Here is a 25,507-nt window from a genome sequence, read left to right as displayed (position 1 = left end):
ATCGACATCCTCATCAGACCACCGCGCCGGCCGGGATCAGTGCGGCGAGATCGATCGCCAGCACCGGCTCGCCGTCACGCTCGATCAGCCCGCGCGCGATCGCGCTCCAGGCGGGGTCGAGGGCCACGCCGTTGGCGAGCGGCTGAAGCGTGAACTGCGCAACATCCTCCAGCGCGTCGACCAGCAGCGCATAATGGTGCCCGTCGGCGCGCACGATCACCGCGCGGCCGGGCCCGTCCTCGGCCGGCAGCCCCAGCGCCACGCGGGTGTCGATCACCGTGATCACCCGGCTGCGCAGCGCCGCCAGCCCGCGCACGATCGCGGCGGCGCGCGGCACCGCGGTCACCTCGCCGATGTCGACCACCGATTCGACCTGGTCCGCTTCGATCGCGACGGTGCGTCCGGCGATCTGGGCGACGAGATAGAGCGCGGTCACTGCCCCTCTCTCGCAAGCTGGCGCTGCACCGCAGCCAGGATGCCGGCGCGGTCATAGCGATAGATGCTGTCGGTCCCGGCACCGGCGACACGCTCGCGTCGTAGTCGCACGACCGGCGCGGGATGGCCGGGCGCGATCGCGGCATCGTCGAAGGCGAGCGTGGCGACCGTCCCTTCCCCCTGATCCGAGGAAGCGACCACACGATAACCGGCCTGCTCCAGGATAGGGCGAAGGAAAATGCTCATCCAGCCGTCGGCGCTGTCGACGATCCGCACCGCATTGGCGCCGGCCGCCGCACGCTCGGCATGGGCGGCGAACAGCCAGTGCACGTCGAGCAGCTCGACCGGCTCGCCGCCGACCAGCGCCACGCCGGCGACCGGCCCCGGCGCACGCGGCGGAGCGATCTCGTCGGGCAGCGCGACGATGTCGAGCGCCTCGCCCATCGCATAGCCGATCTCGCCGGCGCCATCGCGCAGGCGCAGCACGCCCAGCCGCTCGCGCCCGGCGATCTCGCCCAGCGCCGCCAGCGGGATGATATGCCCGTCGATCGCGAGGCGCAGCGACCCCGCCGCGAACGACGCCGCGCCGCCGCCGACCTCCTCGACGCGGTCGACCACCGCCAGCGGCACCGCGCGGACCATGTTGTCGAGATCGCGGAACAGCAGCGCGGGCGTACCGGCGGCTTCCGCCTCCGGCTCGGCCTCGTCCTCGGCGCCGATCCGCCGCTCGAAACGCAGCCCGGCGTCGGCGGCGATGCCGGCGCAGTCGATCATCAGCATCGGCCGACCGCTGTCGGGCAGCGTCTGCCCGGCATAGAGTCCCGACGCCATCACCGCCGGCGCCGCCGGCTTGATCACCAGCTCCTCGGCGTCGAGCACCGAATCGACCGCCAGCGCGAAGCTGCCGACGCCGAGCCCGACGATCGCCAGCATCCGTCCGGCCGCAGCATCGGCGCGGGCGATGCCCAGCCGCTCGCCGAGGTCGACCAGCGGCAGTCGCCGCTCGCGCACTGTCGCGACGAAGCTGTTGCCGACCTGGTCGACGCGGATCGTCTCGCCATACTCGTTGACGATCTCCTCGATCGCCTGGCGCGGGATGGCGAAGCGCTGGTCCCCCACCCGCACGACAATCGTCGGAATGATCGACAGCGTCAGCGGCACATGGATGGCGATACGCAGCCCCTTGCCGGGCGCGCTGTCCAGCTCCACCCGCCCGCCGATCTGCTCGATCGAGGTGCGCACCACGTCCATGCCGACGCCGCGGCCGGAGATGTCGGTCACCTCGTCCCTGGTCGACAGGCCCGGCTCGAACACTAGGTCGAGCCGCCCGCGCTCGGACAGGCTGCGCAGCTCGCGCTCGCTGCGGCCGTTCGCGACCAGCTTCGCGATGACGCGCTCGATATCGATGCCGGCGCCGTCGTCGGCGATCTCGACGATGATCTGGTTGCCCGACTGGCGGGCGGAGACGCCGAGCCGCCCGTTCTCGCGCTTGCCGAGCGCGCGGCGGCGGGCGGGGTCCTCGATGCCATGGTCGATCGCGTTGCGGATGATGTGGCCGAGGGGGTCGCGCAGCGCCTCGATCATCTCGCGGTCGAGCTCGACATCGGCGCCCTCGATCGACAGCGTCACCGACTTGCCGAGGCTCGCCGCGGTGTCGCGCACCATGCGGGGCAGCGCGGAGAAGAGCTGGTCGATCTTCTGCATCCGCGTGCGCGTGACGGTCTCGCGCATGTCGGCGACGGTGGCGGACAGGCGTTCGAGCGCCGCCTCCAGCGCCGGGTCGGGATCATCGTCGCGCAGGCGCCGCGCGAGCTCGTTCCTCGCCAGCACCATGTCGGACATGCCGCTCATCATCCGGTCGAGCAGATCGACGCCGAGGCGGACGCTGCGCGACGGCGCGCGCAGCGCGGACGGGGTCGCCTGCGCGACCTCCTGCGATCCTTCCGCCAGCGCGGCGATCAGCAGGTCCTCGCCGGTGTCGGCGATGGCGCTACCGGCGTCGATCGCCTCGACCAGCTCGCCGATACGGTCGACCACCGCGAGCACGGCGTTGACCAGCGCGCGGTCGGGCGTACGCTCGCCCGCACGGACGGCGGCGAGCACGTCCTCGGCGGCATGGCTGAGCCGGGCAAGGCGCGGCAGGTCGAGGAAGCCGCAGCTTCCCTTCACGGTGTGAACGAAGCGGAAGATGGCGTCGAGCCGGGCGCGATCCCCCGGATCGGCCTCCCACGCCACGATCTCGCCCGAGAGCGCCTCCAGCGTCTCGCGCGTCTCCGCAATGAATTCCTGGAGAAGGTCGTCCATCGTTCCCCGCACGTCTCGCGCGGGGTTCTTGCCCGTGACAGGGTTAAAACGGCGTTTAGAGGACCAGCCGTGCCGCAAATCCTCCGTCACCCCGGATTTGTTCCGGGGGTCCACTGCGCCGCCAATACAGCGGAAGGAGCCTCTGCCTGTCGCTAGCCTCCCGGTGGACCCCGGAACAAGTCCGGGGTGACAGTGGGAAGAACCGGTATCCTTAACCAGCGCCCCTGAACGCCGCCCCGAACAGCAGCACCGGCGCCCCCGGCTCCGAGACCTGCAGTGCCCCGCCCGCCTCGCTCACCAGCGCGCGAGCAAGGTGCGCCGCGGCCGACCGCGGCGTCACCGGCGCGTCGCCGCCGCGGCCGGTCAGGGCATCGCGCAACTCGTCGTCCAGCACGATGCGCGGCCCTTCCGCCCGCACCACGATCTCGATCTGCCCCGACGCCACCTCGGCGCCGATGTCGAGCTGCCCGCCGCGCACCAGCGCCTCCCCGGCGATCAGCGCCAGGTTGAGCAGCACCTTGACTGCGCCCTTGGGCAGCTGCGCCTCGTCGATCAGCCAGCCCAGCTTCACGCGATGGTTGTCGCCGAACAGCCCGGCGATCGCCGCCTGCGCCTCCCGCGTGTCGACGCTGTCGCCGAAGCCGCCCGCGGCACCGAACGCGAGGCGGAAGAATTTGAGCTTGTTGGCCGACGCGCGCGCGCTTTCGGACAGGAGCTCCAGGCAGCGATCGCGCATCGCCGGATCGGTCTCGTCCGCCAGCAGCTCGAGCCCGTTGTTGAGCGCGCCGACGGGGGACAGCAGGTCGTGGCAGAGCCGTGAGCAGAGCAGGCTCGCGAAATCGGTGGCGGAAAGGTTCAAATCATCGCTCCGGTCAACAGGCAGGTCTTTTGGCGGAAGCCTCAGGCCGCTGCAACCGGCCAGAGTTCGTCCTGTCCGGATTGAAGCAGTGCCAGTGCTCCTGCGAAGGTGGGAGCCTCGGCCGCAAACGATACACTTGTGATCCAGGGCTCCTGCCTTCGCGAGGAGCACAAATTCCACTTAATCCGGACAGAGCCTAGTGATCCGGTACAACGCTATACGGCACCGCTTCGAAGCGGCCCACGCGTGGGCCTTCCGGGACGGCACGCCAGCAGCCGGTGCCTCGACCGGCGACGATCAGCCAAATCCAACCGTTCGGCTCGGCCGCAGCGGCATCCTGAAGAGATGGCTCCGGTGCTCCGAGCGGATGGGAATGGTAGCAGCCGACAATCGACGGTCCGCCTTGTCGGGCTCCTTTATAGGCCGCAATCAACTGCGTGGGGTCGATTTCAAAAGCCTTGCGGGGATCAGGCGCGACATTTCGGCACCGGAGATGAGTGGTTATCCTCGCAGGTGTACCGAAGAGCAGTCCGCACGTCTCCTGGAAGGGAAAGGCTTCCGCCTCGGCATGGATGTCGTCGAGGACGGACCTTGAAATTTCGCACCGCATCACCATCTCCCCTACGCAATGGACCGGGGGGTTTCCATCATCGAAGCGCGGATTGCTGGCTCGGCGGACGGGTGGAGGCTCGATCGTGCGCTGGCGGATGCGGTGCCCACCCTCTCCCGCGAACGATTGAAGGCGCTGATCTCGTCCGGTCGCGTCATCGGTCCCGACGGCCCTGCCCGCGATCCGGCGCGCAAGGCGCCTGCCGGCGCGGAGTTCCGCATTGCCGTTCCGAACCCGGAACCGGCACATAACGAACCGCAGGCGATCGATCTCGTCATCCCCTACGAGGACGAGCATCTGATCGTCATCGACAAGCCGGCGGGCCTTGTCGTCCATCCGGCGGCCGGCAATCCGGACGGCACCCTGGTCAATGCCCTGCTCCACCATTGCGCCGGGCAGCTCTCCGGCATCGGCGGCGTGGCGCGCCCAGGGATCGTCCACCGTATCGACAAGGATACTTCGGGCCTGATGGTCGCGGCCAAGACCGATCGGGCGCATGAAGGTCTGGCGAAGCAGTTCAAGGTGCATTCGATCGACCGGCGCTATCTCGCGATCGTGTCCGGCCGGCCGAGCCCGCCGCAAGGGACGATCGACGCCCCGCTCGCGCGGTCGGCGACGAACCGCAAGAAGATGGCGATCGTCGAGGGTGGTGGCAGACGCGCCGTGTCGTTTTACCGGAACCTTCGGAACCTTCGCGACGCCACGCTGGTCGAATGCCGCCTCGAAACCGGCCGCACCCATCAAGTGCGCGTCCACATGGCATCGATCGGCCATCCGCTGCTCGGCGACCCGGTCTACGGACGAACCAAAGCCGGGCATCGTGCGTTATTGGAAACGCTGAATTTCCGACGCCAGGCGTTGCACGCGGCTCATCTCGGGTTCATTCATCCCGTGACAAGCAACGCTTTGGCGTTCGATAGCGAAATGCCTGCAGACATGCAGGAACTGTTCACCGAACTTGTCGTATAGAATTTTGAAACGCGGCACGGCCCCTTACGAGGGCGTTCCTCCGCAGAAGGGAGACTTCAACATGGCAAGCGCAACCAACGTCCCCGCGACGATCCCCGCGCTCGGCGGCGAGGCGAGCCTCAACCGCTATCTCGCCGAGATCAAGAAGTTCCCGATCCTCGCTCCCGAGCAGGAATATATGCTCGCCAAGCGCTTCCAGGAGCATGGCGATCCCGAGGCCGCGGCGCAGCTCGTGACCTCGCACCTGCGCCTCGTCGCCAAGATCGCGATGGGCTATCGCGGCTACGGCCTGCCCGTCTCGGAGCTGATCTCCGAGGGCAACATCGGCCTGATGCAGGGCGTCAAGAAATTCGAGCCGGACCGGGGCTTCCGCCTCGCCACCTATGCGATGTGGTGGATCCGCGCCTCGATCCAGGAATTCATCCTGCGCTCCTGGTCGCTGGTGAAGATGGGCACCACCGCGGCGCAGAAGAAGCTGTTCTTCAACCTGCGCCGGATGAAGTCCAAGCTCGACGCTTTCGAGGAAGGTGATCTTTCCCCCGAGCATGTCGCCAAGATCGCCAAGGATCTGGGCGTCACCGAGGACGAGGTCAACTCGATGAACCGGCGCATGGCGATGGGCGGCGACACGTCGCTCAACGTGCCGATGCGCGAGGACGGCGAGGGCCAGTGGCAGGATTGGCTCGCCGACGATTCGCCGCTGCAGGACTCGATCGTCGCCGAGGCGCAGGAAGCCGACGTTCGCCACGACATGCTGGTCGAGGCGATGGAGGATCTCAACGAGCGCGAGAAGCACATCCTGACCGAACGCCGCCTGACCGACGATCCCAAGACGCTCGAGGAGCTGAGCCAGGTCTACGGCGTCAGCCGCGAGCGCGTCCGCCAGATCGAGGTCCGCGCGTTCGAGAAGCTGCAGAAGGCGATGATGCGCCTCGCCGGCGAGAAGCGGCTGTTGGCGGCGGCGTAAGTCGCGGCTAGCGTCGCTCGCATGGGGGGCGTCATTGCCAATGGGACGAACAGGCGCGGCCGTGCCAAGCGGCCGCGCTCTTTCGTTCGCCGCGTCTTCGGCTGGCTGTTCCGGCTGATCCTCGCCTTCGTGATCCTGTCGGTGGCGATGACGGCGATCTACCGGTTCGTGCCCCCGCCGGTCACCTGGACGATGGTCGGCGACGTGTTCGCCGGCCACGGCGTCACCAAGAGGTGGATGCCATTGAGCCGCATCGATCCGGACATGCCGCGCGCCGCGATCGCGGCGGAGGACGCGCGCTTCTGCTCGCATCACGGCTTCGACTTCAAGGCGATCGCCGGCGCCGCCGTCCGCAACGCCAAGGGCGGCCGCATCCGCGGCGGCTCGACGATCAGCCAGCAGACCGCGAAGAACGTCTTCCTGTTCCAGGGCGGCGGCTATGTCCGCAAGGCGTTCGAGGCCTATTTCACCGTCCTCATCGAGACGATCTGGGGCAAGCGACGAATCATGGAGGTCTACCTCAACGTCGCCGAGACCGGCATCGGCACCTACGGTGTCAACGCTGGCGCGATGCGCTATTTCAGGCACGATGCCTCGCGCCTGACCTCGCACGAGGCCGCGCAGATCGCTGCGGTGCTGCCGCTGCCCAAGAAACGGCCCGGCATCGCGCCGAGAGGGTTCACCCGCCGCTACGGCAACGCGATCAACCGCCGTATCGCCGCGGTGCGCGATGGCGGGCTCGACGCCTGCCTGCGCTGAGGCCGCGCGCTAATCGATCTTATTGGCCGCCGTTCCCGCTGCATCGCCGACCTTGTCCGCGGCGGCGCCGACGTCCTTGGCCGTTTCGGTGACGGCCTGGGTCTTGAGCGTATCGTTCTTGCTCTGATTGATCAGGAACACCGCGGCCACGATTACGGCCACGAGCAGTATTAGACCAATCACCAACCCGCCGCCACCGCCGCGACGTTCGACAACGGTTACGTTGGGGCCGCCCCCGTCAGCAGGACGCGTGGTGGTCGTCTCGACCCGATCGTCGCTCATGATCCACTCCCTTCGTTATGACTGAGGCCACAACGAAGGGGAGCGAACGGCCGTTCCCTTGGCGCAACGGCCTCAGAACGGCAACTTAAAGCCCGGCGGCAGCGGCAGGCCGCTGGTGAGCTTGCCCATCTCGGCCTGCGACGCGGCGTCGGCCTTGGCACGCGCGTCGTTGAAGGCGGCGGCGACCAGATCCTCCACCATCCCCTTCTCGCCGGGCTGCAGCAGCGATTCGTCGATGTCGACCGAGATGATCCGGCCCTTGGCCGACGCGCGCACCTTGACCAGCCCGCCGCCCGCGACGCCCTCCACTTCGATGGCGTCGAGGGTCTCCTGCGCCTTGGTGAGCTCGGCCTGGACGTTCTGCGCCATGGCCATGATATCTTCGAGGTTCTTCATTGCTTCCTGCTCCGATTGGTCCAGTCGAGTTCGGCGCCCGGAAAGGCCGCCATCGCCGCGGCGACGATCGGCGAGGCGAGCACCGCTTCGCGCTCCGCTTCGTCGGCCGCCGCTTCCTCCTCGGCGAGCGTGGCGGCGCCCGGCGCCGTATCGGTGATGATACGCCATTTGCGGCCGGTGATCCGCCGCAGCGCCTCGCCGAGCTCGCGCGGGAAATCCGCCGGCAACGGCGTCGTCGAGCTGGCGACGATCTCCGGCGGCTCGAACCGCACAGGCCGCAGCGAATTGCGTACGCGCCGGCCGAGCATCGGTTCCTGATTGTCCTCCAACAGCACGGCCAGCTCTGCGACGCTGGTCGGCAACGGCTGTTCGACGGGCGGCGGCGGGGGAACTGCGGGAGCTGCGGGTGGCCCCTCCCCGCTCGCCAGCCGCCGCGCAAGCTCGCCCGGATCCGGCAGGCTCGCGGCGTGGATCAGGCGGAGCAGCGCCATCTCGGCGGTCTCGATCGGCAGGGCCGCCCTGGCGACCTCGTCATGCCCCTTGAGCAGCAGCTGCCACAGGCGATGCAGCGCCGGGAAGCCCAGCTCCGCCGCCCAGCCCTCGAACGCCTCGCGCTCCTCGGCCGCCTGGGTCGCCGACATATCGGCGCCGAGCTTGGCCAGGGTGACGCCATGCACCGTCTCGAGCAGCGTCTTGAACACCGCCGCCGGATCGACGCCGAGATCATATTGCTGGCGCAACGCCGCGAGCGCCGCCGGCGCATCGCCTGCGATCAGGTGGCCGAACAGCGCCCGGATTGCGCCGCGATCCGATAGGCCGAGCATGTCGCGCACCGCCGCCGCGGTCACTCTGCCGCCCTCCTCGCCGGCATGGGCGATCGCCTGGTCGAGAATGGAAAGGCCGTCGCGCGCCGATCCTTCCGCTGCCCGGGCGACCAGCGCCAGCGCTTCCGGTTCCGCGTCGACGCCTTCGGCACGTGCCACCTCGGCGAAATGCGCCGCGAGCAGCTCGGCCGGGATGCGCTTCAGGTCGAAGCGCTGGCAGCGCGACAGCACCGTCACCGGCACCTTGTTGACCTCGGTGGTCGCGAACAGGAACTTCACATGCGCCGGCGGCTCCTCCAGCGTCTTGAGCAGCCCGTTGAAGGCCGCCTTCGACAGCATGTGAACCTCGTCGATGATGTAGATCTTGTAGCGCGCCGAGACCGCGGCGTAGCGCGACGCCTCGATGATCTCGCGGATGTCGTCGATGCCGGTGTGGCTGGCGGCGTCCATCTCGATCACGTCGATATGACGGCCTTCCGCGATCGCGCGGCACGGCTCGCACACACCGCACGGATCGATGGTCGGCCCGCCCTGCCCGTCCGGCCCGATGCAGTTGAGCGCCTTGGCGATCAGCCGCGCGGTCGAGGTCTTACCGACCCCCCGTACGCCGGTCAGCAGGAAGGCATGGGCCAGCCGATCGCGCCGGATCGCATTACCCAGCGTGGTGACCATCGCATCCTGGCCGATCAATGCGCTGAAAGTCTGCGGCCGGTATTTGCGCGCCAGCACGCGATAGGCGACGTCGCGCCTGGGCTGCGGCAGCTCGCCGAGATCGAGGGAATCGGACATTGCCCGCAATCTAGGCGTCCGCCGCCGCCATGTCGATGCGGCGTTCCCGATCCGTTCCGTCAGTGCACGCTGGCTTCGAGATGGCCGAGCTTGTCGGGATTGCGCATCACGTAGATCGCCCTGATGCGGCCGTCCTCGATCAGCAGCGCGGTGGTCTGGAGCATCCCGTCGCCCTCGCGCGTGACGAAGCCCGGCAGGCCGTTGACGAAGCCGTAGCGCACCATCTGCGACGTGCCCCCGCGGAAAAAGCGCGCGAGGCTGGTCCACAGCTTCATCACGTCGGTGAAGCCGATGATCGGCCGCAGCCCGGCGACCCGTTTGCCGCCGCCGTCCGAATAAACCGCCACGTCGCTCGCCAGCATCGCGCTCAGCCGCGCCATGTCGCCCTCGCGCGAGGCGGCGAAGAAGGCGGCGGCGATCTCCAGCCCATGATCCTTCTCGACCGGAAAGCGCGGCCGTTCGGCGCGGACATGCTCGCGGGCGCGCGAGGCGAGCTGGCGGCAGGCGGCGGAATCGCGGCCGATCGCCTCGGCGACCTCGTCGAAGCCGAGGCCGAACACGTCGTGAAGCAGGAACGCCGCGCGCTCCAGCGGCGAGAGGCGTTCGAGCGCGAGCATCAGCGGCAAGGTCACGTCCTCGGCCGGCTCGGGCTCGACCACCGGCTCCGGCAGCCACGGTCCGACATAATCCTCGCGTCGGTGGCGGGCCGACTTGAGCTGGTCGAGGCACAGCCGCGTCACCACCCGGCGCAGGAACGCTTCGGGCTCCCGCACCGCGTCGCGATCGGTGCCGAGCCAGCGCAGGAAAGCGTCCTGCACCACATCCTCGGCATCGGCCACCGACCCCAGCATCCGATAGGCGACGCGAACCAGCCGCGGCCGCAGCGGATCGAAACTCGCCGCAGCGTCCGCGGCCGGTTCGCGCGAACTCATGCCGCCGCCTTCGCCTCAACGGGCGGATGACCGGCGTGAACGGCACGGAAGCCGGCGCCGAAGCGGTTCCAGGCGTTGATGATGCCGATCAGCATGGTCAGCTTCACCTGTTCCTCCGGCGTGAACTCGAAGGCAAGCTCGGCATAGTCCTCATCAGGCGCGTGCGTCTCCGACAATCGCGTCAGCGCCTCGGTCCAGGCGAGTGCGGCGCGCTCGCGCGCGGTGAACAGCGGCGATTCGCGCCAGGCGGGGAGCATCATCAGCCGCAATTCGCTCTCGCCGGCCTTGCGCGCCTCGAGCGTGTGCATGTGGAGGCAGAAGGCGCAGCCGTTGATCTGCGACGCGCGGATCTTGACCAGCTCCTGCAGCGAGGGTTCGAGGCCTTCCTTGGCCTGCTCAACGGAGAAATCGGCAAACGCCTGCATCATCTGCGGCGCGACTTCCCAAACTTTGAGACGGGGGGTCATGATATTCGCTCCTTTCGTCATGGCTCGATGGCATGACGAGGCAGCGGACCCTTGTGTGACATGGAGGCGAAAATTTTTTGGGGTGGGAGCGCCCGACGAAGCCGCCCTTCGACTGCCTGCTAAGGCAGGCGCTCAAGACAAGCTATGTCGGACGGCGCTCTGGCGCAGCGCGCGGTGGGAGCCGGAACGACCCGCGGCGAAATCGTTACGGCTGCTTCCTTCCGGACCTGACCGGGTTGGCGACGGCACACGTCCGCCCGACTCCCGCGCGGCATATGGGGGAGTCGGGCGGCGCGATCAAGCGCTTAGCGCCACACGCGGAAGCAGCGGCGTTGCGGTCCATAGTAGCCGCGCACCCAGCGGCAGCGGACATAGCTGCGCCGATGATGCCAGCGGTCGCGATAGCGATAGCGCGGGCCGCGGTGCCAGTAGCGGCGATTGTCCCAGTGGCGCCGGCGATCCCAGCGACGGTCGTCCCAGCCGCGATCATGCCAGCCGCGGTGATAACCGTCCCAGCCATGGCGATATTGCGCTGCGGCCGGAACGGGCGCGAGCGCAGCGGCGGCGAGAAGACCAGCCGCAGTCAATGCGATCAGTTTCATCTCTGTTACTCCCAACAGGCCCGATTCGTCGGGCAATGTGAGAGCATAAGCCATCGAAAACGCATGTTTCCTGAACGAAAAACCGCCGCGCGACGCCGGAGAGGCACACGCGCAGCGAGCATCCAAACCGTCGCCGGCGACGCGGACGCGCCGGTACTTGCGGATCTTGTGACGACGGACCTTGGGGCGGCGGAATTGCTCCGCAGCGTGAATGATCCAGGATATAGACTAGGAAGCTAACGGCCGCGCATGTCGCGCGCCTCGGCGGGGATGCGTATCGTGAGGCCGTCGAGGTCGGGCGCGAGCGTGATCTGGCACGACAGCCGGCTGGTGCGGGTGGCGCCGGCGGCGAGGTCGAGCATGTCTTCCTCCTCCTCGCTGGCGGGCGGCAGCCTCCAGAAATCCTCGGGCGCGACGATGACGTGGCAGGTCGAACAGGCCATCGCGCCTTCGCAGGTCCCTTCGAGCGGATGGCCGCGCGCCTGCGCGAGGCGTAGCAGGCTGTCGCCTTCGGTTCCCTCGGCCTCGTCGATCCCGAGCCCGTCGGCGCTGACGAAACGGATGCGGATCATACCGCGTTCCTTTGAGCGCGTGCCGCATCGTCGATGCGGCCCAGCGCCGTCATCAGCTCGTCCTCGCTCGTGTAGCGGCCGAAACCCAGCCGGATGCTCGTCCGTGCCTCGGCGTCACCGAGGCCGATCGCACGGAGGACATGGCTAGGCCGTCCGGAACCGCTCGCGCAGGCCGAGCCGGCGGAGAATGCGATGTCGCGAAGCTCGCTCATCAGGCGCGCGAGGTCCAGGCCCGGCAGGCGCAGGTTGAGATTGCCATGGTAACGGCGCGTATCGCTCCCGTTGAGCGTCCAGCCGGCCATGCGGTCGAGCGCGCGCGCGAACAGCCGGCCGACATGGGCATGATCCTCCTCGAACCGGTCGCGGGCGAGCTTCGCGGCGGTGCCGAACCCGACGCAGAGTGCGGGCGAAAGCGTGCCGGACCGGCCGCCCATCTCCTGGCCCCCGCCGTGAAGCAACGGCTCGGGCGCCGCGCCGTCGCGGAGCCAAAGTGCGCCAACGCCCTTGGGGCCATGGATCTTGTGCGCGGAGATAGCGATCATGTCGCAGCTATCGGGGATGGCGACGCGGCCATAGCCCTGCACGGCATCGCACAGGAACAGCGCGCCCGCATCATGCGCCAGCCGCGCGAGCTCGGCGATCGGCTGGATCACTCCGATCTCGTTGTTGACCAGCATCGCCGCGACGAGGCCGGTGCCGGAAACGATCGCGTCACGCGCGCGATCGAGATCGACCAGCCCGTTCGCCTCCACGGGCAGGACGGTGACCGGCCGCCCTTCGCGCGCGAGCGCCTCGGCGGTGTCCAGCACCGCGGCATGTTCGGTCGCGATCGTGACGATGCCGCCGCGCGTGCCCTTGATCGCCCAGTTGAGCGCCTCGGTGGCGCCGCTGGTGAAGGTCACGCGTCCGCCCGAGGGCAGCAGCGCCGCCACTTGGTCCCGCGCGACCTCCACCGCTGCCCTGGCCGCCCGGCCCGGCGCATGGGCGGAATGCGGATTGGCGTGCTGCGATTCGAGCCAGGGCAGCATCGCCGCCAGCGTTTCGGGCGCGAGCGGCGTGGTCGCCTGATAATCGAGGTAGATCATGCCGGCTCGACCGTCTCCCCGGCGCGCGCGCGGACATCGCGGGCGATCTCGGCCCAGGCCGAGATGAAGCGCTCGACGTCGGCGGGCGTGGTCGTGCGGCCGAAGCTCACGCGGATCACCTCGGCCGCCTTGGCCCCCTCCCAGCCCATCGCTCCGAGCACATGGCTCGGCCGCATACTGCCCGAGGAGCAGGCGGAGCCCGCCGACACCGAGATGCCGGACAGGTCGAACCGGATGAGCTGCGCCGCCGCCGGCATCCCCGGCAGGCGGTAGGAAGCGATGTGCGGCGCGCGCGGGCTGTCGCCGGCCACCACCTCGCCGCCGAGCGCGCGGATCGCGCCGTCGAGCCGCACGCGCATCGCCGCCATCGCGTCAAGGTCCTCGGGCACGATCACCGCCGACGCGAAACCGAGCGCCGCCGGCACGTTCTCCGTCCCGCCGCGATAGCCCCGCTCCTGCCCGCCGGTCGGCAGCAGCAATCCCAGGTCGCGCACCAGCAGCGCGCCGATCCCCGGCGGGCCGCCGCGCTTATGGGCGGAGACCGCGATCAGGTCGGCGGTCTCCTGGGGCAGATCGCCGCCCTGCCAGTTGACCGGCATCTGCGCGGCGTCGACGAAGAGCCTGGCACCGGCGGCGGCGACGCGTTCGCCTATCGCACGGAGCGGCTGGATCACCCCTGTCTCGCTGTTCCCCCACTGAACCGCGACCAGCGCCGGCGTCGGTGCCACCGCCAGCTCTGCTTCGAGCAGGTCGAGGTCGATCCGGCCGTCCGCCTTCACCGGCAGACGCACCGCATCGGGCGCGGCGCGCAGCACCGAATCATGCTCAGTCGCCGCGATCAGCCGCGATTCGACCTGGGCGCGGCCCAGCGCGAGCATGATCGCCTCGGTCGCGCCGCTGGTGAAGATCAGCTCGTGCGGCCAGCCATAGGCGGCGCGAATCACGCTGCGCGCACTCTCCAGCGCCGCGCGCGCGGCGCGGCCCTCGGCGTGGGGCGAGGACGGATTGGCCCAGCCGGCCAGCCCGCGCGCCACGGCCTCCGCGGCCTGGGGCAGCATCGGTGTAGTCGCGGCATGATCGAGATAGAGACGGCGGGTCACGGCAACGCAAACCTCAGAATGATTGCGCGCACGCAACCCTTGCCTATATAGCGCGCCTGCTTTCGCGCGCCACTCAACGCGCCATCCTAATCCGCAGGTTCCATGCCCGAAGTCATCTTTCCAGGACCCGAAGGCCGTCTCGAAGGCCGCTTCTCTCCCGCTCCCAAGCCGCGCGCGCCGGTGGCGATGATCCTCCACCCGCATCCGCAATCGGGCGGCACGATGAACAACCACATCGTGCAGGAACTCTACAAGACCTTCCAGCGCCGCGGCTTCGCGACGCTGCGCTTCAATTTCCGCGGGGTCGGCAAGAGCCAGGGGACGTTCGACAACGGCGTCGGCGAGCTCTCCGACGCGGCGAGCGCGCTCGACTGGGTCCAGAGCTTCCATCCCGAGGCGTCCACGACCTGGGTCGCTGGCGTCAGCTTCGGCGCGTGGATCGGGATGCAGCTCCTGATGCGCCGCCCGGAAATCCGCGGCTTCATCTCGATCGCGCCGCCGGCGAACATGTACGACTTCACCTTCCTGGCGCCCTGCCCCGCCTCGGGCATCATCATCCAGGGCGAAGCCGACGAGGTGGTGACGCCGGGCGCAGTGCAGAAGCTGGTCGACAAGCTGCGCACCCAGAAGCACATCACCATCCACCACGACGTAATTCCGGGGGCCAACCACTTCTTCCAGAACGAGATGTCGGAACTGATGGGAAGCGTGGACAAATATCTGGACATGCGGCTCGATCCGAACTCGCCGATCCGGTGACCGCTCATCCCTCTCCCGGCGGGAGAGGGAATTAGAGCGTCCAGATCAGCACGTTCCCCAGGATCACGGCCGCGCAGGCGAGCATCAGCGCGCCCTTGGTACGCTCGCGCCGCCTGGCGATCAGATAGAGCCCGCCCGCGGCAAGCGCGAACACGGCGATCATCGCCACCGCGGCAGTCACATTGGCCATGCCGCGCGTGTAACGCAGCCTGCCCGGATTAGCCACCGTTCGAGTATTTGCGATTGACTTGCAATAGCAAACGATGGCATCGCCCCGCCCAGCTTCCAGACTCGGGGACATGTCCCATGTACCGTTATCTCGATCGGCCGGTCGGCGCGCTCGGAACGAGCGAGGCCTTTCTGCTGTGGGCCGCCCGCGCCGCCGTCGCCGCGATCGGCCAGCGGATCTGCCTGGGGGCGGAGCTCGGCCCGGCGTTCGGCCGGCACGACCTTGCGGCGGGCCTGCCGCATTTCGCGATGGCGATGGCTTTGCTCTCACGCGACTCGGAGCGGCCGCTCGAGGTGATGACGCCCGGTTCCCCGCGCGTCTCCGAGGATGAAGCGTTGTTGCTGGAGCTGTTCGGCGCCAGCGATCCGAATGCCGACGCGCGTGTCCATGCGACACTTGCGCTGATGCTGCCGAATCCCGAACTCGTCACCGCCGCTCACCGGGCGGTGCGCAGCTTCACCGCCGTGCTGGTCGCCGCCGGCATGGCGCCGCCCGTTCCCGATTCCCTCACCGGAGAAGAACCCAGATCATGAGTGACCGCATCGCCGCTGCCCCCGGACTGGCGCCCTCCGGCGTCCTGACCGTCGAGCGCGTGCGCGCCGTACGACATTGGAACGAGCATCTGTTCAGCTTCACCATCACCCGCCCGCAGAGCTTCCGCTTCCGCTCGGGCGAGTTCGTGATGTTGGGCCTTCCCAGCGAGGGCAAGCCGCTGCTGCGTGCCTATTCGATCGCCAGCCCCGCCTGGGCGGAGGAGCTGGAGTTCCTGTCGATCAAGGTGCCCGACGGCCCCCTTACCTCGCGGCTCCAGACGATCCAGCCGGGCGACGAGCTGTTCCTCGGCCGCAAGCCCACCGGCACGCTGGTGACCGATGCGCTGAAGCCCGGCCGCCGGCTGTTCCTGTTCGCGACCGGCACCGGCCTGGCGCCCTTCCTCAGCCTGGCGCGCGATCCCGACGTCTATGAGCAGTTCGCGCAGATCGTGCTGGTGCATTCGGTACGTCGCGTGAGCGACCTCGCCTATCGCACCGAGCTGGAGGCACAGCTCGCCGGCGATCCGCTGGTGCAGGACCAGGCGCTGCTCCAGTTCGCCTATGTGCCGACGGTAACGCGCGAGCCGTTCCCGCTTACCGACCGTATCGGCACGCTGATCCGCAACGGCGCGCTGTTCGGCCCGGGCGTCACCGGCCCGCGCGCGCTCGACCCCTTGCAGGACCGGGTGATGCTATGCGGCAGCATGACGATGATCCGCGACCTGTCCGCCGATCTGGACGCGCTCGGCTTCGTCGAAGGCTCGAACGCGGCGCCCGGCGATTATGTGATCGAGCGGGCGTTCGTGGGTTAGGTCGAGCTCCTCACGACGGGCTATCGCTGAGCGCCGGGAAGGCGGGCGCCGGCGCGCCTTCCCCGGCGAGGACGCGGGCATAGGCGTCGATATCGACATTGCCGCCCGAGGCGAGCACCAGCGTGCCTTCCTCCGGCGCCACCTTGCCGCTGAGCAACGCCGCGAGCGCCGCAGCGCCGCCCGGCTCGACCACCAGCCTGAGCTTCGCCGCCGCCCAGCGTTGCGCCTTGCGCACCTCATCCTCGGTGACCGCGACACCGGTCGCCGAGCGGTGCGCGAGCACCTCGAAGGTGAGCGGCGAAACCCGAAGCGTCTGGAGCGCGTCGCAGGCAGTGGACGGCGGGTTCGGCCCGACCTCCTCGATCCATCCCGCTTCGAGGCTGCGGCGCATGTCGTCCCAACCCTCCGGCTCGGCGACGCGGATCGCCGCATCCGGCAATGCCAGCGCAAGCCCCGCCGCCAGTCCGCCGCCGCCGCAGGGCGTCACCACCCGCGCGATGTCGCCGAGGCCGGTCTCATGGAACTGCGTGGTCGCCTCGATCCCGGCGCTGCCCTGTCCTTCGATCACCCAGGGATCGTCGAAGCTCGGCACCAACGTCGCACCGCGGGCATGAGCGAGATGCGCCGCGATCTTCTCACGGTTCTCGGTCATCCGGTCGTAGGGCACGATCTCGGCGCCAAGCGCGAGCGTCGCGTCGCGCTTCGCCGCCGGTGCGTCGGACGGCATCACGATCACTGCGGGAATGCCAAGCCGCTTCGCCGCCCAGGCGACGCCCTGCGCGTGATTACCCGAGGAGAAGGCCACCACTCCTTTCGCGCGAGTCGCCTCGTCGATCGCCGTCAGCCGATGCCAGGCGCCGCGGATCTTGAACGCGCCGATCGGCTGCAGGCACTCTGCCTTGATCCCCACCCGGACGCCGCGGATTTCCGCCACGAACAGCGGCGTCATCGGCAGGATCGCCGCGATCTTGGCGGCGGCGTCGCGCACCCCGGCACGCGTCGGTTGTCGTACGATCGTCACATCTCGCCTTTCATCGCATTTCACCGCTTTACATCGGGGACTCCCGATCCTATGTGCGCCGTCCGCTGCCCCATGGGACTTCCAACCGCAAGGCAGCTTTTGTCACCGTATGCCGCAAGGCAATTGGAGGTCCCTTGAATTGTCCAAGCATCATAACGCGCTGGGGCTAGCGATTGCCCACTGTGATTCCGCTCGCGGAATCGCCCTCGCTCAGCGACCGATTGCTCCGGTCACGCTCATTCGTCCCCACGCAGCATCGCGTGCCGCCCGATTCTTCGTCGAGAAGTTTCCGGGCCGCTCGATGTATGCGGTGAAGGCGAATCCCTCGCCCGAGCTCCTGAAGGTGCTGTGGGACAGCGGAATCACGCATTTCGACGTCGCCTCGGTCGGCGAGGTGCGGTTGGCGGCGCGCACGCTGCCGGGCGCGACCCTGTGCTTCATGCACCCGGTCAAGGCCGAGGAGGCGATCGAGGAGGCCTATTTCGATCACGGTGTCCGCGTGTTCAGCCTCGATTCGGTCGAGGAACTGGACAAGATCGTCCGTGCAACGCGCGGGGCCGAGGACCTGACGCTGTGCGTGCGCCTGCGCGTGTCGTCGGAGCATTCGAAGCTCAGCCTCGCCTCCAAGTTCGGCGTGAGCCCAAGCGAGGCGAAGGAACTGCTGTTCCGCGCCCGTCAGGTCGCCGACGCGCTCGGCATCTGCTTCCATGTCGGCAGCCAGGCGATGACGCCTCAGGCCTATGCCGACGCGATGGAGCGCGTGCGCCAGGCGATCGTCGAGGCGGCGGTGACCGTCGACGTGATCGACGTCGGCGGCGGCTTCCCCTCGACCTATCCAGGCATGGAGCCTCCGCCGCTCGAGCGCTACTTCGAGACGATCCACCGCGCGTTCGAGAGCCTGCCGGTCTCCTATTCGGCCGAGTTGTGGGCGGAGCCGGGCCGTGCGCTGTGCGCCGAGTACAGCTCGCTGATCGTGCGCGTCGAGAAGCGCCGCGGCGACGAGCTCTACATCAACGACGGCGCCTATGGCGCGCTGTTCGACGCCGCGCACATCGGCTGGCGCTTTCCCGTCACGCTGCTGCGCGAGCCCGACAGCCGCGCCAGGGAGATGGCGTTCAGCTTCTACGGACCGACCTGCGATGACCTCGACCACATGACCGGGCCGTTCATGCTGCCGGCGGACGTCAAGGCGGGCGACTATCTCGAGATCGGGATGCTCGGCGCCTATGGCGCGGCGATGCGCACCGCGTTCAACGGCTTCGGCTCGGACGAGACGGTGATCGTGGAGGACGAACCGATGGCCTCGCTCTACACCAGCGAGGATCGCCGGGTCGCGTCGAACGTCGTCACGCTGTAACGACTACCACGCTATTCTGATCGTCATCCCGGCGAAGGCCGGGGTCCCAGCGTCACGAGCGATTCGCTTGTGGTCCTGGCCCCCCCGCCTTCGGCGGGGTGACGGTGTATGGAGGAACGAATGACCGACACCCTCACCAAGACCGCGGCCGCGCAGGGGCCGATCAACGACACGCGCAAGGCCGAGCTGCTGTCGAAGGAAGTGAAGCACATCGACATCAAATCGTTCGACGCGCGTCCGATCGTCGACGCGATGGCCGACATGAGCTTCACCAGCCGCGACCTCGGCCGCGCGACCCAGATCTACAACCAGATGCTCGCAGACAAGGACTGCACCATCTTCCTGGTGATCGCGGGCTCGACCTCGGCCGGCGGCTGCATGGACCTCTATGCCGAGCTGGTGCGGAACAACATGGTCGACGGCATCGTCGCGACCGGCGCCACCATCGTCGACATGGATTTCTTCGAGGGGCTTGGCCACAAGCACTATCAGGCGCTCGAGGTGCCCGACGACGACACGCTGCGTTCGCTCTACATCGACCGCATCTACGACACCTACATCGACGAGGAGCAGCTCCAGGACTGCGACTTCACGATCAACAAGATCGCGAACGAGCTGGAGCCCAAGGCCTATTCGTCGCGTGCGTTCATCCGCGAGATGGGGCGCTATCTCTCGGAGCACGGCAAGAAGGAGAACAGCCTCGTCAAGCTCGCCTATGAGCATGACGTGCCGATCTTCTGCCCGGCGTTCGTCGACTCGTCGGCCGGCTTCGGCCTCGTCAAGCACCAGGTCGACCAGATGAAGGCCGGCAAGCCCTACCTCATGATCGATGCGGTCGCCGACTTCCGCGAGCTCACCGAGATCAAGATCGCGGCGGGCACCACCGGCCTGCTGATGATCGGCGGCGGCGTGCCCAAGAACTTCATCCAGGACACCGTCGTCTGCGCCGAGATCCTCGGCCACGAGGATGTCGAGGTGCACAAATACGCGGTGCAGATCACCGTCGCCGACGTCCGCGACGGCGCCTGCTCGTCCTCGACCCTCCAGGAGGCGGCGAGCTGGGGCAAGGTCAATACCGGCATCGAGCAGATGGTGTTCGCCGAGGCCGGCAGTGTGATGCCGCTGCTCGCCAGCGACGCCTATCACCGTGGCCTGTGGAAGGATCGCGAGAAGCGCCGCTGGGCGAAGCTGTTCGCCTGAGGTTGCACATCGCAACTGATTGAGGCAGCCTCCCCCGGAGATCATTTGGGGGAGGCTTTTTCATGCACTCGGAAATCCTGAAGCCGGTCGTCGTCCTGGTCGCCTGGACGCTGGTGATGTGGCTGTGGATGATCGCCGCCCGTATGCCGGCGATGCGCGCGGCCGGCATCGACATCACCAAGCTGGTCGGCGGGAAGGGCTCGGACGCCGATCGCGTGCTGCCGGCCAAGGCGCAATGGCCGTCGCACAACTACAATCACCTGATGGAGCAGCCGACGATCTTCTATGCCGTCGCGCTGACGCTGGCGGTGATGGGCAGCGGCAACGGCGTCAGCGCATGGATCGCCTGGGGCTATGCCGGCCTGCGCATCGTCCACAGCCTCATCCAGGCGACCGTCAACCGCGTCGCGCCGCGCTTCGCGGTGTTCATGGTCTCGACGCTGCTGCTGGTGGCGCTGACACTTCATGCCGCGATGGTGGCGTTCGCATGACACCTGTCGGCTGGTTTGACAGCGGCGGTACCGCGCCGTGACGGCCTTAACCAGGCGAGGCCCCGGAATCCGCGGGTTCCGAGCCGCTGGCCCACCTCTTGCTTAATCATGACCGGTCAATCCGATCACGTAACGGCAAGGGGGACATAATGATGAACAGGGGCAAAATCGTGCTGATCGCGGCCGCGGCGGCGGTGCTTCCGGGCGCAGCGCTCGCGAAGGGCGGTTCCGACGGCTCGACCCTGACCTACAGCTCGAAGAACTACGGCAGCGCGTCGTGGAAGCACCCGAACTGGGGCGGCTCATCGGGACATGGCGGCAGCAGCGGCTCCTGGTGGGGCGGGTCCTCGGGCCACGGCGGCAGCAGCGGCTGGGGCGGCTCGTCGGGGCACGGGGGCAGCAGCGGCGGGTCTTCGAGCGGCGGCGGCAGCAGCGGCGGGCCCACGCCGGTTCCCGAGCCAGCGACGATGTCGCTGCTCGGCGGCGGCTTGGCGTTGCTCGCGGCCGGCCGGATGCGCCGCCGCAAGCGCTCAGCCGCGTAAGCGGCCGAGCGCGCGCTCCAGCATCATCAACTGCCACAGCGTCCGGCCGTGCTCCGTGCGGCCGGCGCGATGGTCCTCGGCCAGCCGCTCCAGCGCCTCGCGCCGGAACCATGGCGCCAGCACCGGTGAGCGGGGGAGCATCGCCGCCTCTTCGGCGAGGTCCTTGCGGAACCAGGCGCCGACCGGGGTCACGAATCCCATCTTCGGCCGGTAGAGGATGTCCTTCGGCAGATAGGGCTCGAGCGCCTTCTTCATCAGCCATTTCCCTTGCCCCGCGCGGATGCGGAGCGAGGGCGGCAGCGTCGCCGCGAACTCGATCAGGCGATGGTCGAGCAACGGCTCGCGCGCTTCCAGGCTCACCGCCATGCTGGTGCGGTCGACCTTGGCGAGGATGTCGCCGGGGAGCCAGTGGTGGAGATCGGCATATTGCGCCGCGTCGAGTCCCGTGCGTGCCGGCGCACCACGCATCGTCGCGATCATCGCATCCTCGCCGCGATGGCCGGCGAGCGTGCGGCGGAAGGCGTCGGTGTAGAGACCGTCGCGCGTCTCGGGGGCGGTGACGCCGACCGCGCGGGCATAGGCGGCGGCGCCGTCGTCGGCGAGCGCGAGCAGGGTCGCCTTCGCCCGGAGCGGCCGCGGTGCCCAGTCGGCCTTGGGATAGAGCCGACCGAGCGTGCCGAACAGCCCGGCGCGCGCACCCGCCGGGAGCAGCCCCCTCACCCGCTCCTCGGCGGCATGGAAGCGATAGCGGCGGTAGCCGGCGAACGCCTCGTCGGCGCCGTCGCCGGACAGCGCCACCGTCACCGTCTCGCGCGCGAGTTCCGAAACGCGATAGGTGGCGAGCGCCGAGGCGTCGGCGAAGGGCTCGTCGAACGCCTCGACCAGCCGGTCTACAGCCGAGAAATCGTCCGACGCGACGGTGCGGGTGCGGTGCTCGGTCCTGAAGCGATCGGCGATCAGGCGGGCGTAGCGGGTCTCGTCGTGATCGGCCTCGTCGAAGCCGATCGAACAGGTCTTGACCGCCTTGGGGCTCGCCTCGGCCATCAGCGCGACCACGGCGGAGCTGTCCACCCCGCCCGAGAGGAAGGCGCCGAGCGGCACGTCGGCGACCATGCGCGACGTGACCGCGCGGCGCATCCGGTCCAGCAACTCGGACTCAAGATCACGGACTGAGCCTTTGGCACGGCTCGAGAAATCGACGTCCCAATAGCGCCGCGGCGCGCCTACCGGCTTGCCACGCTCGAGCCGGAGGAAACTGCCCGCGGGCAGCTTGCGCACGCCGGCGACGAAGCTCGCATGGTCGGGGACATAGCCGAGCGCCATGAAATCCTCGACCGCCCGCGGATCGACCTCCCGTCGAAGCAGAGGATGGGCCAGCACCCCCTTGAGTTCGGAAGCGAATGCTACGCCGCCGTCCGACAGCTCGACATAGTGGAGCGGCTTCACGCCCAGCCGGTCGCGGGCCAGCACCAGCGTCTGCGCCTCGGCATCGTGGATGGCGAAGGCGAACATGCCGACGAGCCGGTCGAGCAGCGCCGGCCCCCAGGCGCGCCAGCCGTGGAGAATCACCTCGGTATCACCATGCGTCGCGAAGCGGGCGCCCTTCGCCTCCAGCTCGGCGCGCAGCTCGGCGAAATTGTAGATCTCACCGTTGTAGGTGATCGACAGCGGCCCCGCGTGCATCGGCTGGGGCGATCCGCCGACGTCGATGATCGCGAGGATGCGATGGCCGAGCCCCACCCCCGGCGCGGTCCACACGCCGCGACCGTCGGGCCCGCGGTGCGCCTGCGCGTCGGTCATCGCGGCGACGCGCGCAGGATCGACCGGCTTGGCGACGGCGGGGTAGAAGATCCCCGCGATCCCGCACATGGTTCAGCGTCCCGCGGCGATGCGGTCGGCGAGCCGGTCGACCGGTCCCGCCGCGGCAAGGAAAGCGGCCATCGCCGCCCTCGCATCGCCATCGGCGCATTCGGCCGAGAGATGGATCGCCACGGCGCGCTGGGGCCCGCCCAGCAGCTTCGCCTTGAGGGTCGCCAGCTTCACCTGGCCGGGATCGGAAGTCGTCATGCCGGCGACCCGGTACCAAGTCGCGACCTCGCGTTCCACCGGTCCCGGCGCGGTGATGCGCTGAACCGAGCCGTCGGCCAGCGCGGGCATATCCTCGATCCGCACCCAATGATCGTTCTCGCGCAGCACGCCCTGGCCGAAGCTCACCAGTTCATGCCCCTCGCGCTGGCCGGCATAGACCACGACGGCGAGATCGACCCGGTGCCCGGCGGCATCCTCATAACGGCCGATCAGCCCATGATCGGCGGTCGGATAATAGGGAGCCCACGGCGCCGCCGTGCTCAACGGCACGCGATGCCAGCCCGGCACCTCCGGCAGCGCGAGCTGCGCCGGCAGCGCATCGCTGCGGCCGACCGCGACGGCGCCGCCGGCATAGGCCAGCGTCGCCAGCGCGATCGCGGCGCCGGCCGCCGTCCAGGGGTCGGACCGCCCGCGCACCGGCCCGGCCAGCTTGGCTGGATCGAACCACGGCGCATCCGGATCGCGATCGAACCAGCGCCAGCCGATCGCCAGCACCGCCGCCATCACCAGTCCGAAGAACACCCAACCATAGACGATATGATCGAACCCGGTCGCCGCCTCCACCGAGGTCAGGTGCGCGGCATAGATGGTGCCGAAGGCCCGTAGGCCATTGGCGATCACCGGCACCACCAGCGCCATCGCGAAGAAGGCGATGCGCCGGCGCCACGCGACGTAGCAGACGTTCGCCACCAGCGTGCCATAGGCGACCATCGCGATCACAAACTTGGCGCCGGAGCAGGCCTCGGCCACCTCGAAATAGCCGTTGGGGATGGTGATCAGCACTCCGTCGACGCTCACCGGCACGCCGAAGAGGTGCAGCAGCGGCACGGTGATGGCGACGGTGACGGTCTGGAGCGGCCCCTCCAGCGCTTCGCCGAAGGGCACGAGGAACAGCATATAGGCGAGCGGGAACAGCAATCCTCGCGCCACCTTCGGCCCGAGGACCGTGACGACGGCGCCTTGCATCATCGCGATGAGGCCGAGGTGGCGGGCAAAAGCCACGCCGGCAATGTCGCCGAGGAACCAGGCTGCGGCGCCCATCGCGACGATCGCCTGCCCGACCCACCACGCCTCAGGCGTGAGCGCGGCAAGCTCGCGCCGGCGCTGCCATACCAGCCAGGCGATCACCGGCGGCACGAACAGGCAATGGCCGAAGGTGGTGCTATTCCAATAGATGCCGGCGAGATCGGCAACGTCTGCGTGGAACAGGATCAACAGCGCCGCCCACGCGCCCGCGAGCAATGCGAGCGGCGTCCGCCAGGCGGCGGGCATCGGCGTCACAAACGCGCTCCTGGGATAGGCCAGCGTCATGCAGCAGCCGGCCGTCGCTGCTTGCGCGGCGTCAGGCCGAGCAGCTCGTCGAGCACCGCCAAGCGCGCGTCCCAGGCATAGCGCCGCTTCACCTGCTCGCGGGCGGAGCGGCCCAGCGCCTCCGCCTGGTCGGGATCGTCGAGCAAGGCGATCACGGCGTCCGTCATGCCGCCCACGCCATCGGCGACGCGAATCGTACCGTCATGGTCGATTCCCTCCGCGGCGGCGCCCGAGGCTACCACCGGTCGCGCCATTGCCATCGCTTCCAGCACCTTGTTCTGTACCCCGCGTGCGAGCTTGAGCGGGGCCACCACCACCGCCGCTGCGGCCAGCCAGCCGCGCACGTCAGGCACCTCACCAGTGACGAACACGCCTTCGCAGCGCGCCAACGCCTCGACCTCCGCGGTCGAGTTGCGGCCGACGATCGCGAAGCGCGCATCCGGGTGGCTGAGCCGGACGTGCGGAAGCACCGACCGGGCGAACCAGCTCACCGCCTCGACATTGGGCGGATAATCCATCTGACCGGTGAAGACGATGAGCTGACCCGGCGATTCGATTCGACGGAAACCGGCATCGGGAGCGAACCGGTCGGTGTCGATGCCGTTCTCGACCGCATGGACACGCTCGGCGCCGGTGCGGGCGCGGAACAGCGCCGCTTCCGCCTCGCTCACGAACAGGCTGAGATCGGCGCGCGCGGCAACCGCACGGTCGTGCGCGAGCAGCGTCGACGCCTCACGCCGATAGAGCCAGCTCATCGGCCAGCGAGCGCTCCGGGCGTAGTCGGCGAACTTGGCTGAATCGACGTCGACGAAGTCCATCACCACGCGGCGGCGCGAGCTCGGCGGCGGCAGATATTGCGCCATCTGGCTCGAGAAGACGTAGATGGTGTCGATCGCATGGCGGGCGAGCAGTGCCCGCACCGCGCCCGGCACCATGGGATGGCGGAAGGCGGTGACCGACGCGGCCTGGCCGGAAACCAGCGCCTCCAGCGCCGCCCGCGCCCGCGTCTTGGAGCGCCAGAAGATCGAGCGGTTGGCGGTCAGCCGGTCGAGCCCGATCTTGGATTTCATGTCGTGCGAGCCTTCGGCGAAGGCGATCAGATGGACGCGCTTGCGCGCCGCCAGGTGCTTCAGGATGTGATAGGCGCGGATCTTGTCGCCGCGATCAGGCGGGAACGGCACGCGGTGGGCGAGGAACAATATGTCGCCCATG

General features: G+C 68.7%; 28 protein-coding genes and 1 other RNA gene. 10 read left to right on the top strand and 19 right to left on the bottom strand.

The window, feature by feature from the left end; translation table 11 throughout:
• Window positions 1–13: 13 nt before the first annotated feature.
• The 4 genes from ACMGER_RS09350 to ACMGER_RS09335 all read right to left on the bottom strand — a co-directional run bounded on the left by ACMGER_RS09350 (window position 14) and on the right by ACMGER_RS09335 (window position 4,208).
• The gene (locus tag ACMGER_RS09350) at window positions 14–436 is read right to left on the bottom strand and encodes a chemotaxis protein CheW (protein WP_436811885.1); all 423 of its coding nucleotides are present in this window, start codon (window positions 434–436) and stop codon (window positions 14–16) included.
• On the bottom strand, window positions 433–2,739 hold the full coding sequence (locus ACMGER_RS09345; RefSeq protein WP_436811884.1) for a chemotaxis protein CheA: 2,307 nt from the start codon (window positions 2,737–2,739) through the stop codon (window positions 433–435). The genes ACMGER_RS09350 and ACMGER_RS09345 overlap by 4 nt, the downstream gene beginning before the upstream one ends.
• A 211-nt stretch (window positions 2,740–2,950) precedes the next feature.
• A complete protein-coding gene (locus ACMGER_RS09340; protein ID WP_436811883.1) occupies window positions 2,951–3,598 on the bottom strand; it encodes a histidine phosphotransferase family protein in 648 nt (215 codons plus the stop codon).
• Window positions 3,599–3,794: 196 nt separating this feature from the next.
• Window positions 3,795–4,208, bottom strand: coding sequence for a M67 family metallopeptidase (locus ACMGER_RS09335; protein ID WP_436811882.1), 414 nt, complete (start codon window positions 4,206–4,208; stop codon window positions 3,795–3,797).
• An 18-nt stretch (window positions 4,209–4,226) separates the two neighbouring features.
• On the opposite strand from ACMGER_RS09335, the gene ACMGER_RS09330 reads away from it, so the two are divergent.
• From ACMGER_RS09330 to mtgA, 3 genes are all read left to right on the top strand, one after another.
• Complete coding sequence (locus ACMGER_RS09330) at window positions 4,227–5,177, top strand: RluA family pseudouridine synthase (RefSeq protein WP_436811881.1); 951 nt, start codon at window positions 4,227–4,229, stop codon at window positions 5,175–5,177.
• A 61-nt stretch (window positions 5,178–5,238) separates the two neighbouring features.
• The gene (gene rpoH / locus ACMGER_RS09325) at window positions 5,239–6,144 is read left to right on the top strand and encodes an RNA polymerase sigma factor RpoH (protein WP_436811880.1); all 906 of its coding nucleotides are present in this window, start codon (window positions 5,239–5,241) and stop codon (window positions 6,142–6,144) included.
• A gap of 21 nt (window positions 6,145–6,165) precedes the next feature.
• The gene (gene mtgA / locus ACMGER_RS09320; RefSeq protein WP_436811879.1) at window positions 6,166–6,903 is read left to right on the top strand and encodes a monofunctional biosynthetic peptidoglycan transglycosylase; all 738 of its coding nucleotides are present in this window, start codon (window positions 6,166–6,168) and stop codon (window positions 6,901–6,903) included.
• 9 nt (window positions 6,904–6,912) lie between these two features.
• On the opposite strand, the gene ACMGER_RS09315 is transcribed toward mtgA, so the two are convergent.
• The 10 genes from ACMGER_RS09315 to ACMGER_RS09270 form a co-directional block, all read right to left on the bottom strand.
• Window positions 6,913–7,185 carry a hypothetical protein gene (locus ACMGER_RS09315; protein ID WP_436811878.1) on the bottom strand — a complete coding sequence of 91 codons (273 nt, stop codon included), beginning with the start codon at window positions 7,183–7,185 and terminating at the stop codon, window positions 6,913–6,915.
• 72 nt (window positions 7,186–7,257) lie between these two features.
• On the bottom strand, window positions 7,258–7,581 hold the full coding sequence (locus ACMGER_RS09310) for a YbaB/EbfC family nucleoid-associated protein (RefSeq protein WP_436811877.1): 324 nt from the start codon (window positions 7,579–7,581) through the stop codon (window positions 7,258–7,260).
• The gene (locus tag ACMGER_RS09305; RefSeq protein ID WP_436811876.1) at window positions 7,578–9,194 is read right to left on the bottom strand and encodes a DNA polymerase III subunit gamma/tau; all 1,617 of its coding nucleotides are present in this window, start codon (window positions 9,192–9,194) and stop codon (window positions 7,578–7,580) included. The genes ACMGER_RS09310 and ACMGER_RS09305 overlap by 4 nt, the downstream gene beginning before the upstream one ends.
• A 59-nt stretch (window positions 9,195–9,253) precedes the next feature.
• Window positions 9,254–10,126, bottom strand: a complete 873-nt coding sequence (locus ACMGER_RS09300; RefSeq protein WP_436811875.1) for a sigma-70 family RNA polymerase sigma factor — start codon at window positions 10,124–10,126, stop codon at window positions 9,254–9,256.
• The gene (locus tag ACMGER_RS09295) at window positions 10,123–10,593 is read right to left on the bottom strand and encodes a carboxymuconolactone decarboxylase family protein (RefSeq protein ID WP_436811874.1); all 471 of its coding nucleotides are present in this window, start codon (window positions 10,591–10,593) and stop codon (window positions 10,123–10,125) included. Before ACMGER_RS09295 ends, ACMGER_RS09300 begins: the two co-directional genes overlap by 4 nt.
• A 170-nt stretch (window positions 10,594–10,763) precedes the next feature.
• An RNA gene (gene ffs, locus ACMGER_RS09290) (signal recognition particle sRNA small type) lies at window positions 10,764–10,862 on the bottom strand.
• Window positions 10,863–10,898: 36 nt separating this feature from the next.
• Complete coding sequence (locus tag ACMGER_RS09285; RefSeq protein WP_436811873.1) at window positions 10,899–11,195, bottom strand: hypothetical protein; 297 nt, start codon at window positions 11,193–11,195, stop codon at window positions 10,899–10,901.
• Window positions 11,196–11,431: 236 nt separating this feature from the next.
• Window positions 11,432–11,767 carry a 2Fe-2S iron-sulfur cluster-binding protein gene (locus ACMGER_RS09280; RefSeq protein WP_436811872.1) on the bottom strand — a complete coding sequence of 112 codons (336 nt, stop codon included), beginning with the start codon at window positions 11,765–11,767 and terminating at the stop codon, window positions 11,432–11,434.
• Entirely contained in the window at window positions 11,764–12,852 is a 1,089-nt protein-coding gene (locus ACMGER_RS09275) for a cysteine desulfurase family protein (protein WP_436811871.1), read from the bottom strand. The genes ACMGER_RS09280 and ACMGER_RS09275 overlap by 4 nt, the downstream gene beginning before the upstream one ends.
• Window positions 12,849–13,952, bottom strand: a complete 1,104-nt coding sequence (locus ACMGER_RS09270) for a cysteine desulfurase family protein (protein WP_436811870.1) — start codon at window positions 13,950–13,952, stop codon at window positions 12,849–12,851. Before ACMGER_RS09270 ends, ACMGER_RS09275 begins: the two co-directional genes overlap by 4 nt.
• Window positions 13,953–14,054: 102 nt before the next feature.
• On the opposite strand from ACMGER_RS09270, the gene ACMGER_RS09265 reads away from it, so the two are divergent.
• A complete protein-coding gene (locus ACMGER_RS09265; protein ID WP_436811869.1) occupies window positions 14,055–14,711 on the top strand; it encodes an alpha/beta hydrolase in 657 nt (218 codons plus the stop codon).
• A 31-nt stretch (window positions 14,712–14,742) separates the two neighbouring features.
• On the opposite strand, the gene ACMGER_RS09260 is transcribed toward ACMGER_RS09265, so the two are convergent.
• The gene (locus ACMGER_RS09260) at window positions 14,743–14,937 is read right to left on the bottom strand and encodes a hypothetical protein (protein ID WP_436811868.1); all 195 of its coding nucleotides are present in this window, start codon (window positions 14,935–14,937) and stop codon (window positions 14,743–14,745) included.
• An 80-nt stretch (window positions 14,938–15,017) separates the two neighbouring features.
• Between ACMGER_RS09260 and ACMGER_RS09255 the strand changes: the two genes are divergently transcribed.
• Both ACMGER_RS09255 and ACMGER_RS09250 read left to right on the top strand, forming a co-directional pair.
• Complete coding sequence (locus ACMGER_RS09255; protein ID WP_436811867.1) at window positions 15,018–15,473, top strand: hypothetical protein; 456 nt, start codon at window positions 15,018–15,020, stop codon at window positions 15,471–15,473.
• Window positions 15,470–16,285, top strand: a complete 816-nt coding sequence (locus ACMGER_RS09250) for a ferredoxin--NADP reductase (protein WP_436811866.1) — start codon at window positions 15,470–15,472, stop codon at window positions 16,283–16,285. The genes ACMGER_RS09255 and ACMGER_RS09250 overlap by 4 nt, the downstream gene beginning before the upstream one ends.
• Before the next feature lie 10 nt (window positions 16,286–16,295).
• Here the strand turns inward: ACMGER_RS09250 and ACMGER_RS09245 are convergent, their stop codons facing one another.
• Window positions 16,296–17,306 (bottom strand): threonine ammonia-lyase, encoded by a 1,011-nt coding sequence (locus ACMGER_RS09245; protein WP_436811865.1) that lies wholly within the window; start codon window positions 17,304–17,306, stop codon window positions 16,296–16,298.
• 139 nt (window positions 17,307–17,445) lie between these two features.
• Here ACMGER_RS09245 and ACMGER_RS09240 point away from each other — a divergent pair, with 139 nt between their 5' ends.
• From ACMGER_RS09240 to ACMGER_RS09225, 4 genes are all read left to right on the top strand, one after another.
• Complete coding sequence (locus ACMGER_RS09240) at window positions 17,446–18,663, top strand: type III PLP-dependent enzyme (protein WP_436811864.1); 1,218 nt, start codon at window positions 17,446–17,448, stop codon at window positions 18,661–18,663.
• A gap of 120 nt (window positions 18,664–18,783) precedes the next feature.
• The gene (locus ACMGER_RS09235; RefSeq protein ID WP_436811863.1) at window positions 18,784–19,863 is read left to right on the top strand and encodes a 1,9-bis(guanidino)-5-aza-nonane synthase; all 1,080 of its coding nucleotides are present in this window, start codon (window positions 18,784–18,786) and stop codon (window positions 19,861–19,863) included.
• A 62-nt stretch (window positions 19,864–19,925) separates the two neighbouring features.
• Window positions 19,926–20,354 carry an MAPEG family protein gene (locus tag ACMGER_RS09230; protein ID WP_436811862.1) on the top strand — a complete coding sequence of 143 codons (429 nt, stop codon included), beginning with the start codon at window positions 19,926–19,928 and terminating at the stop codon, window positions 20,352–20,354.
• Window positions 20,355–20,506: 152 nt separating this feature from the next.
• Complete coding sequence (locus ACMGER_RS09225) at window positions 20,507–20,896, top strand: PEP-CTERM sorting domain-containing protein (RefSeq protein WP_436811861.1); 390 nt, start codon at window positions 20,507–20,509, stop codon at window positions 20,894–20,896.
• Here ACMGER_RS09225 and ACMGER_RS09220 read toward each other — a convergent pair.
• From ACMGER_RS09220 to ACMGER_RS09210, 3 genes are read right to left on the bottom strand one after another with little or no spacing between them, the layout of a single operon-like run.
• The gene (locus ACMGER_RS09220) at window positions 20,885–22,765 is read right to left on the bottom strand and encodes an XrtA/PEP-CTERM system amidotransferase (RefSeq protein ID WP_436811860.1); all 1,881 of its coding nucleotides are present in this window, start codon (window positions 22,763–22,765) and stop codon (window positions 20,885–20,887) included. The genes ACMGER_RS09225 and ACMGER_RS09220 overlap by 12 nt on opposite strands.
• Before the next feature lie 3 nt (window positions 22,766–22,768).
• Window positions 22,769–24,256: an exosortase A gene (gene xrtA, locus ACMGER_RS09215; RefSeq protein ID WP_436812849.1), complete on the bottom strand. Its 1,488-nt coding sequence runs from the start codon at window positions 24,254–24,256 to the stop codon at window positions 22,769–22,771.
• A 35-nt stretch (window positions 24,257–24,291) separates the two neighbouring features.
• Window positions 24,292–25,506: a TIGR03087 family PEP-CTERM/XrtA system glycosyltransferase gene (locus tag ACMGER_RS09210; RefSeq protein ID WP_436811859.1), complete on the bottom strand. Its 1,215-nt coding sequence runs from the start codon at window positions 25,504–25,506 to the stop codon at window positions 24,292–24,294.
• Window position 25,507 lies beyond the last annotated feature (1 nt).

It is taken from the genome of Sphingomonas astragali, from assembly GCF_051400615.1.
In the GTDB taxonomy this organism is placed as follows: Bacteria; Pseudomonadota; Alphaproteobacteria; order Sphingomonadales; family Sphingomonadaceae; genus Sphingomonas.
Note: the sequence above shows the minus strand (reverse complement) of the source record. Positions and strands in the feature narration are given on the sequence as shown.

Coding starts and splice junctions, on each gene's coding strand:
- ACMGER_RS09280 (WP_436811872.1), bottom strand. CDS start 11,767: ATGATCCGCATCCGTTTCGTCAGCGCCGACGGGCTCGGGATCGACGAG.
- ACMGER_RS09285 (WP_436811873.1), bottom strand. CDS start 11,195: ATGAAACTGATCGCATTGACTGCGGCTGGTCTTCTCGCCGCCGCTGCG.
- ACMGER_RS09315 (WP_436811878.1), bottom strand. CDS start 7,185: ATGAGCGACGATCGGGTCGAGACGACCACCACGCGTCCTGCTGACGGG.
- ACMGER_RS09310 (WP_436811877.1), bottom strand. CDS start 7,581: ATGAAGAACCTCGAAGATATCATGGCCATGGCGCAGAACGTCCAGGCC.
- ACMGER_RS09305 (WP_436811876.1), bottom strand. CDS start 9,194: ATGTCCGATTCCCTCGATCTCGGCGAGCTGCCGCAGCCCAGGCGCGAC.
- ACMGER_RS09250 (WP_436811866.1), top strand. CDS start 15,470: ATGAGTGACCGCATCGCCGCTGCCCCCGGACTGGCGCCCTCCGGCGTC.
- xrtA (WP_436812849.1), bottom strand. CDS start 24,256: ATGCCCGCCGCCTGGCGGACGCCGCTCGCATTGCTCGCGGGCGCGTGG.
- ACMGER_RS09230 (WP_436811862.1), top strand. CDS start 19,926: ATGCACTCGGAAATCCTGAAGCCGGTCGTCGTCCTGGTCGCCTGGACG.
- ACMGER_RS09235 (WP_436811863.1), top strand. CDS start 18,784: ATGACCGACACCCTCACCAAGACCGCGGCCGCGCAGGGGCCGATCAAC.
- ACMGER_RS09300 (WP_436811875.1), bottom strand. CDS start 10,126: ATGAGTTCGCGCGAACCGGCCGCGGACGCTGCGGCGAGTTTCGATCCG.
- ACMGER_RS09275 (WP_436811871.1), bottom strand. CDS start 12,852: ATGATCTACCTCGATTATCAGGCGACCACGCCGCTCGCGCCCGAAACG.
- ACMGER_RS09265 (WP_436811869.1), top strand. CDS start 14,055: ATGCCCGAAGTCATCTTTCCAGGACCCGAAGGCCGTCTCGAAGGCCGC.
- ACMGER_RS09225 (WP_436811861.1), top strand. CDS start 20,507: ATGAACAGGGGCAAAATCGTGCTGATCGCGGCCGCGGCGGCGGTGCTT.
- ACMGER_RS09335 (WP_436811882.1), bottom strand. CDS start 4,208: ATGCGGTGCGAAATTTCAAGGTCCGTCCTCGACGACATCCATGCCGAG.
- mtgA (WP_436811879.1), top strand. CDS start 6,166: ATGGGGGGCGTCATTGCCAATGGGACGAACAGGCGCGGCCGTGCCAAG.
- rpoH (WP_436811880.1), top strand. CDS start 5,239: ATGGCAAGCGCAACCAACGTCCCCGCGACGATCCCCGCGCTCGGCGGC.
- ACMGER_RS09345 (WP_436811884.1), bottom strand. CDS start 2,739: ATGGACGACCTTCTCCAGGAATTCATTGCGGAGACGCGCGAGACGCTG.
- ACMGER_RS09255 (WP_436811867.1), top strand. CDS start 15,018: ATGTACCGTTATCTCGATCGGCCGGTCGGCGCGCTCGGAACGAGCGAG.
- ACMGER_RS09330 (WP_436811881.1), top strand. CDS start 4,227: ATGGACCGGGGGGTTTCCATCATCGAAGCGCGGATTGCTGGCTCGGCG.
- ACMGER_RS09220 (WP_436811860.1), bottom strand. CDS start 22,765: ATGTGCGGGATCGCGGGGATCTTCTACCCCGCCGTCGCCAAGCCGGTC.
- ACMGER_RS09210 (WP_436811859.1), bottom strand. CDS start 25,506: ATGGGCGACATATTGTTCCTCGCCCACCGCGTGCCGTTCCCGCCTGAT.
- ACMGER_RS09295 (WP_436811874.1), bottom strand. CDS start 10,593: ATGACCCCCCGTCTCAAAGTTTGGGAAGTCGCGCCGCAGATGATGCAG.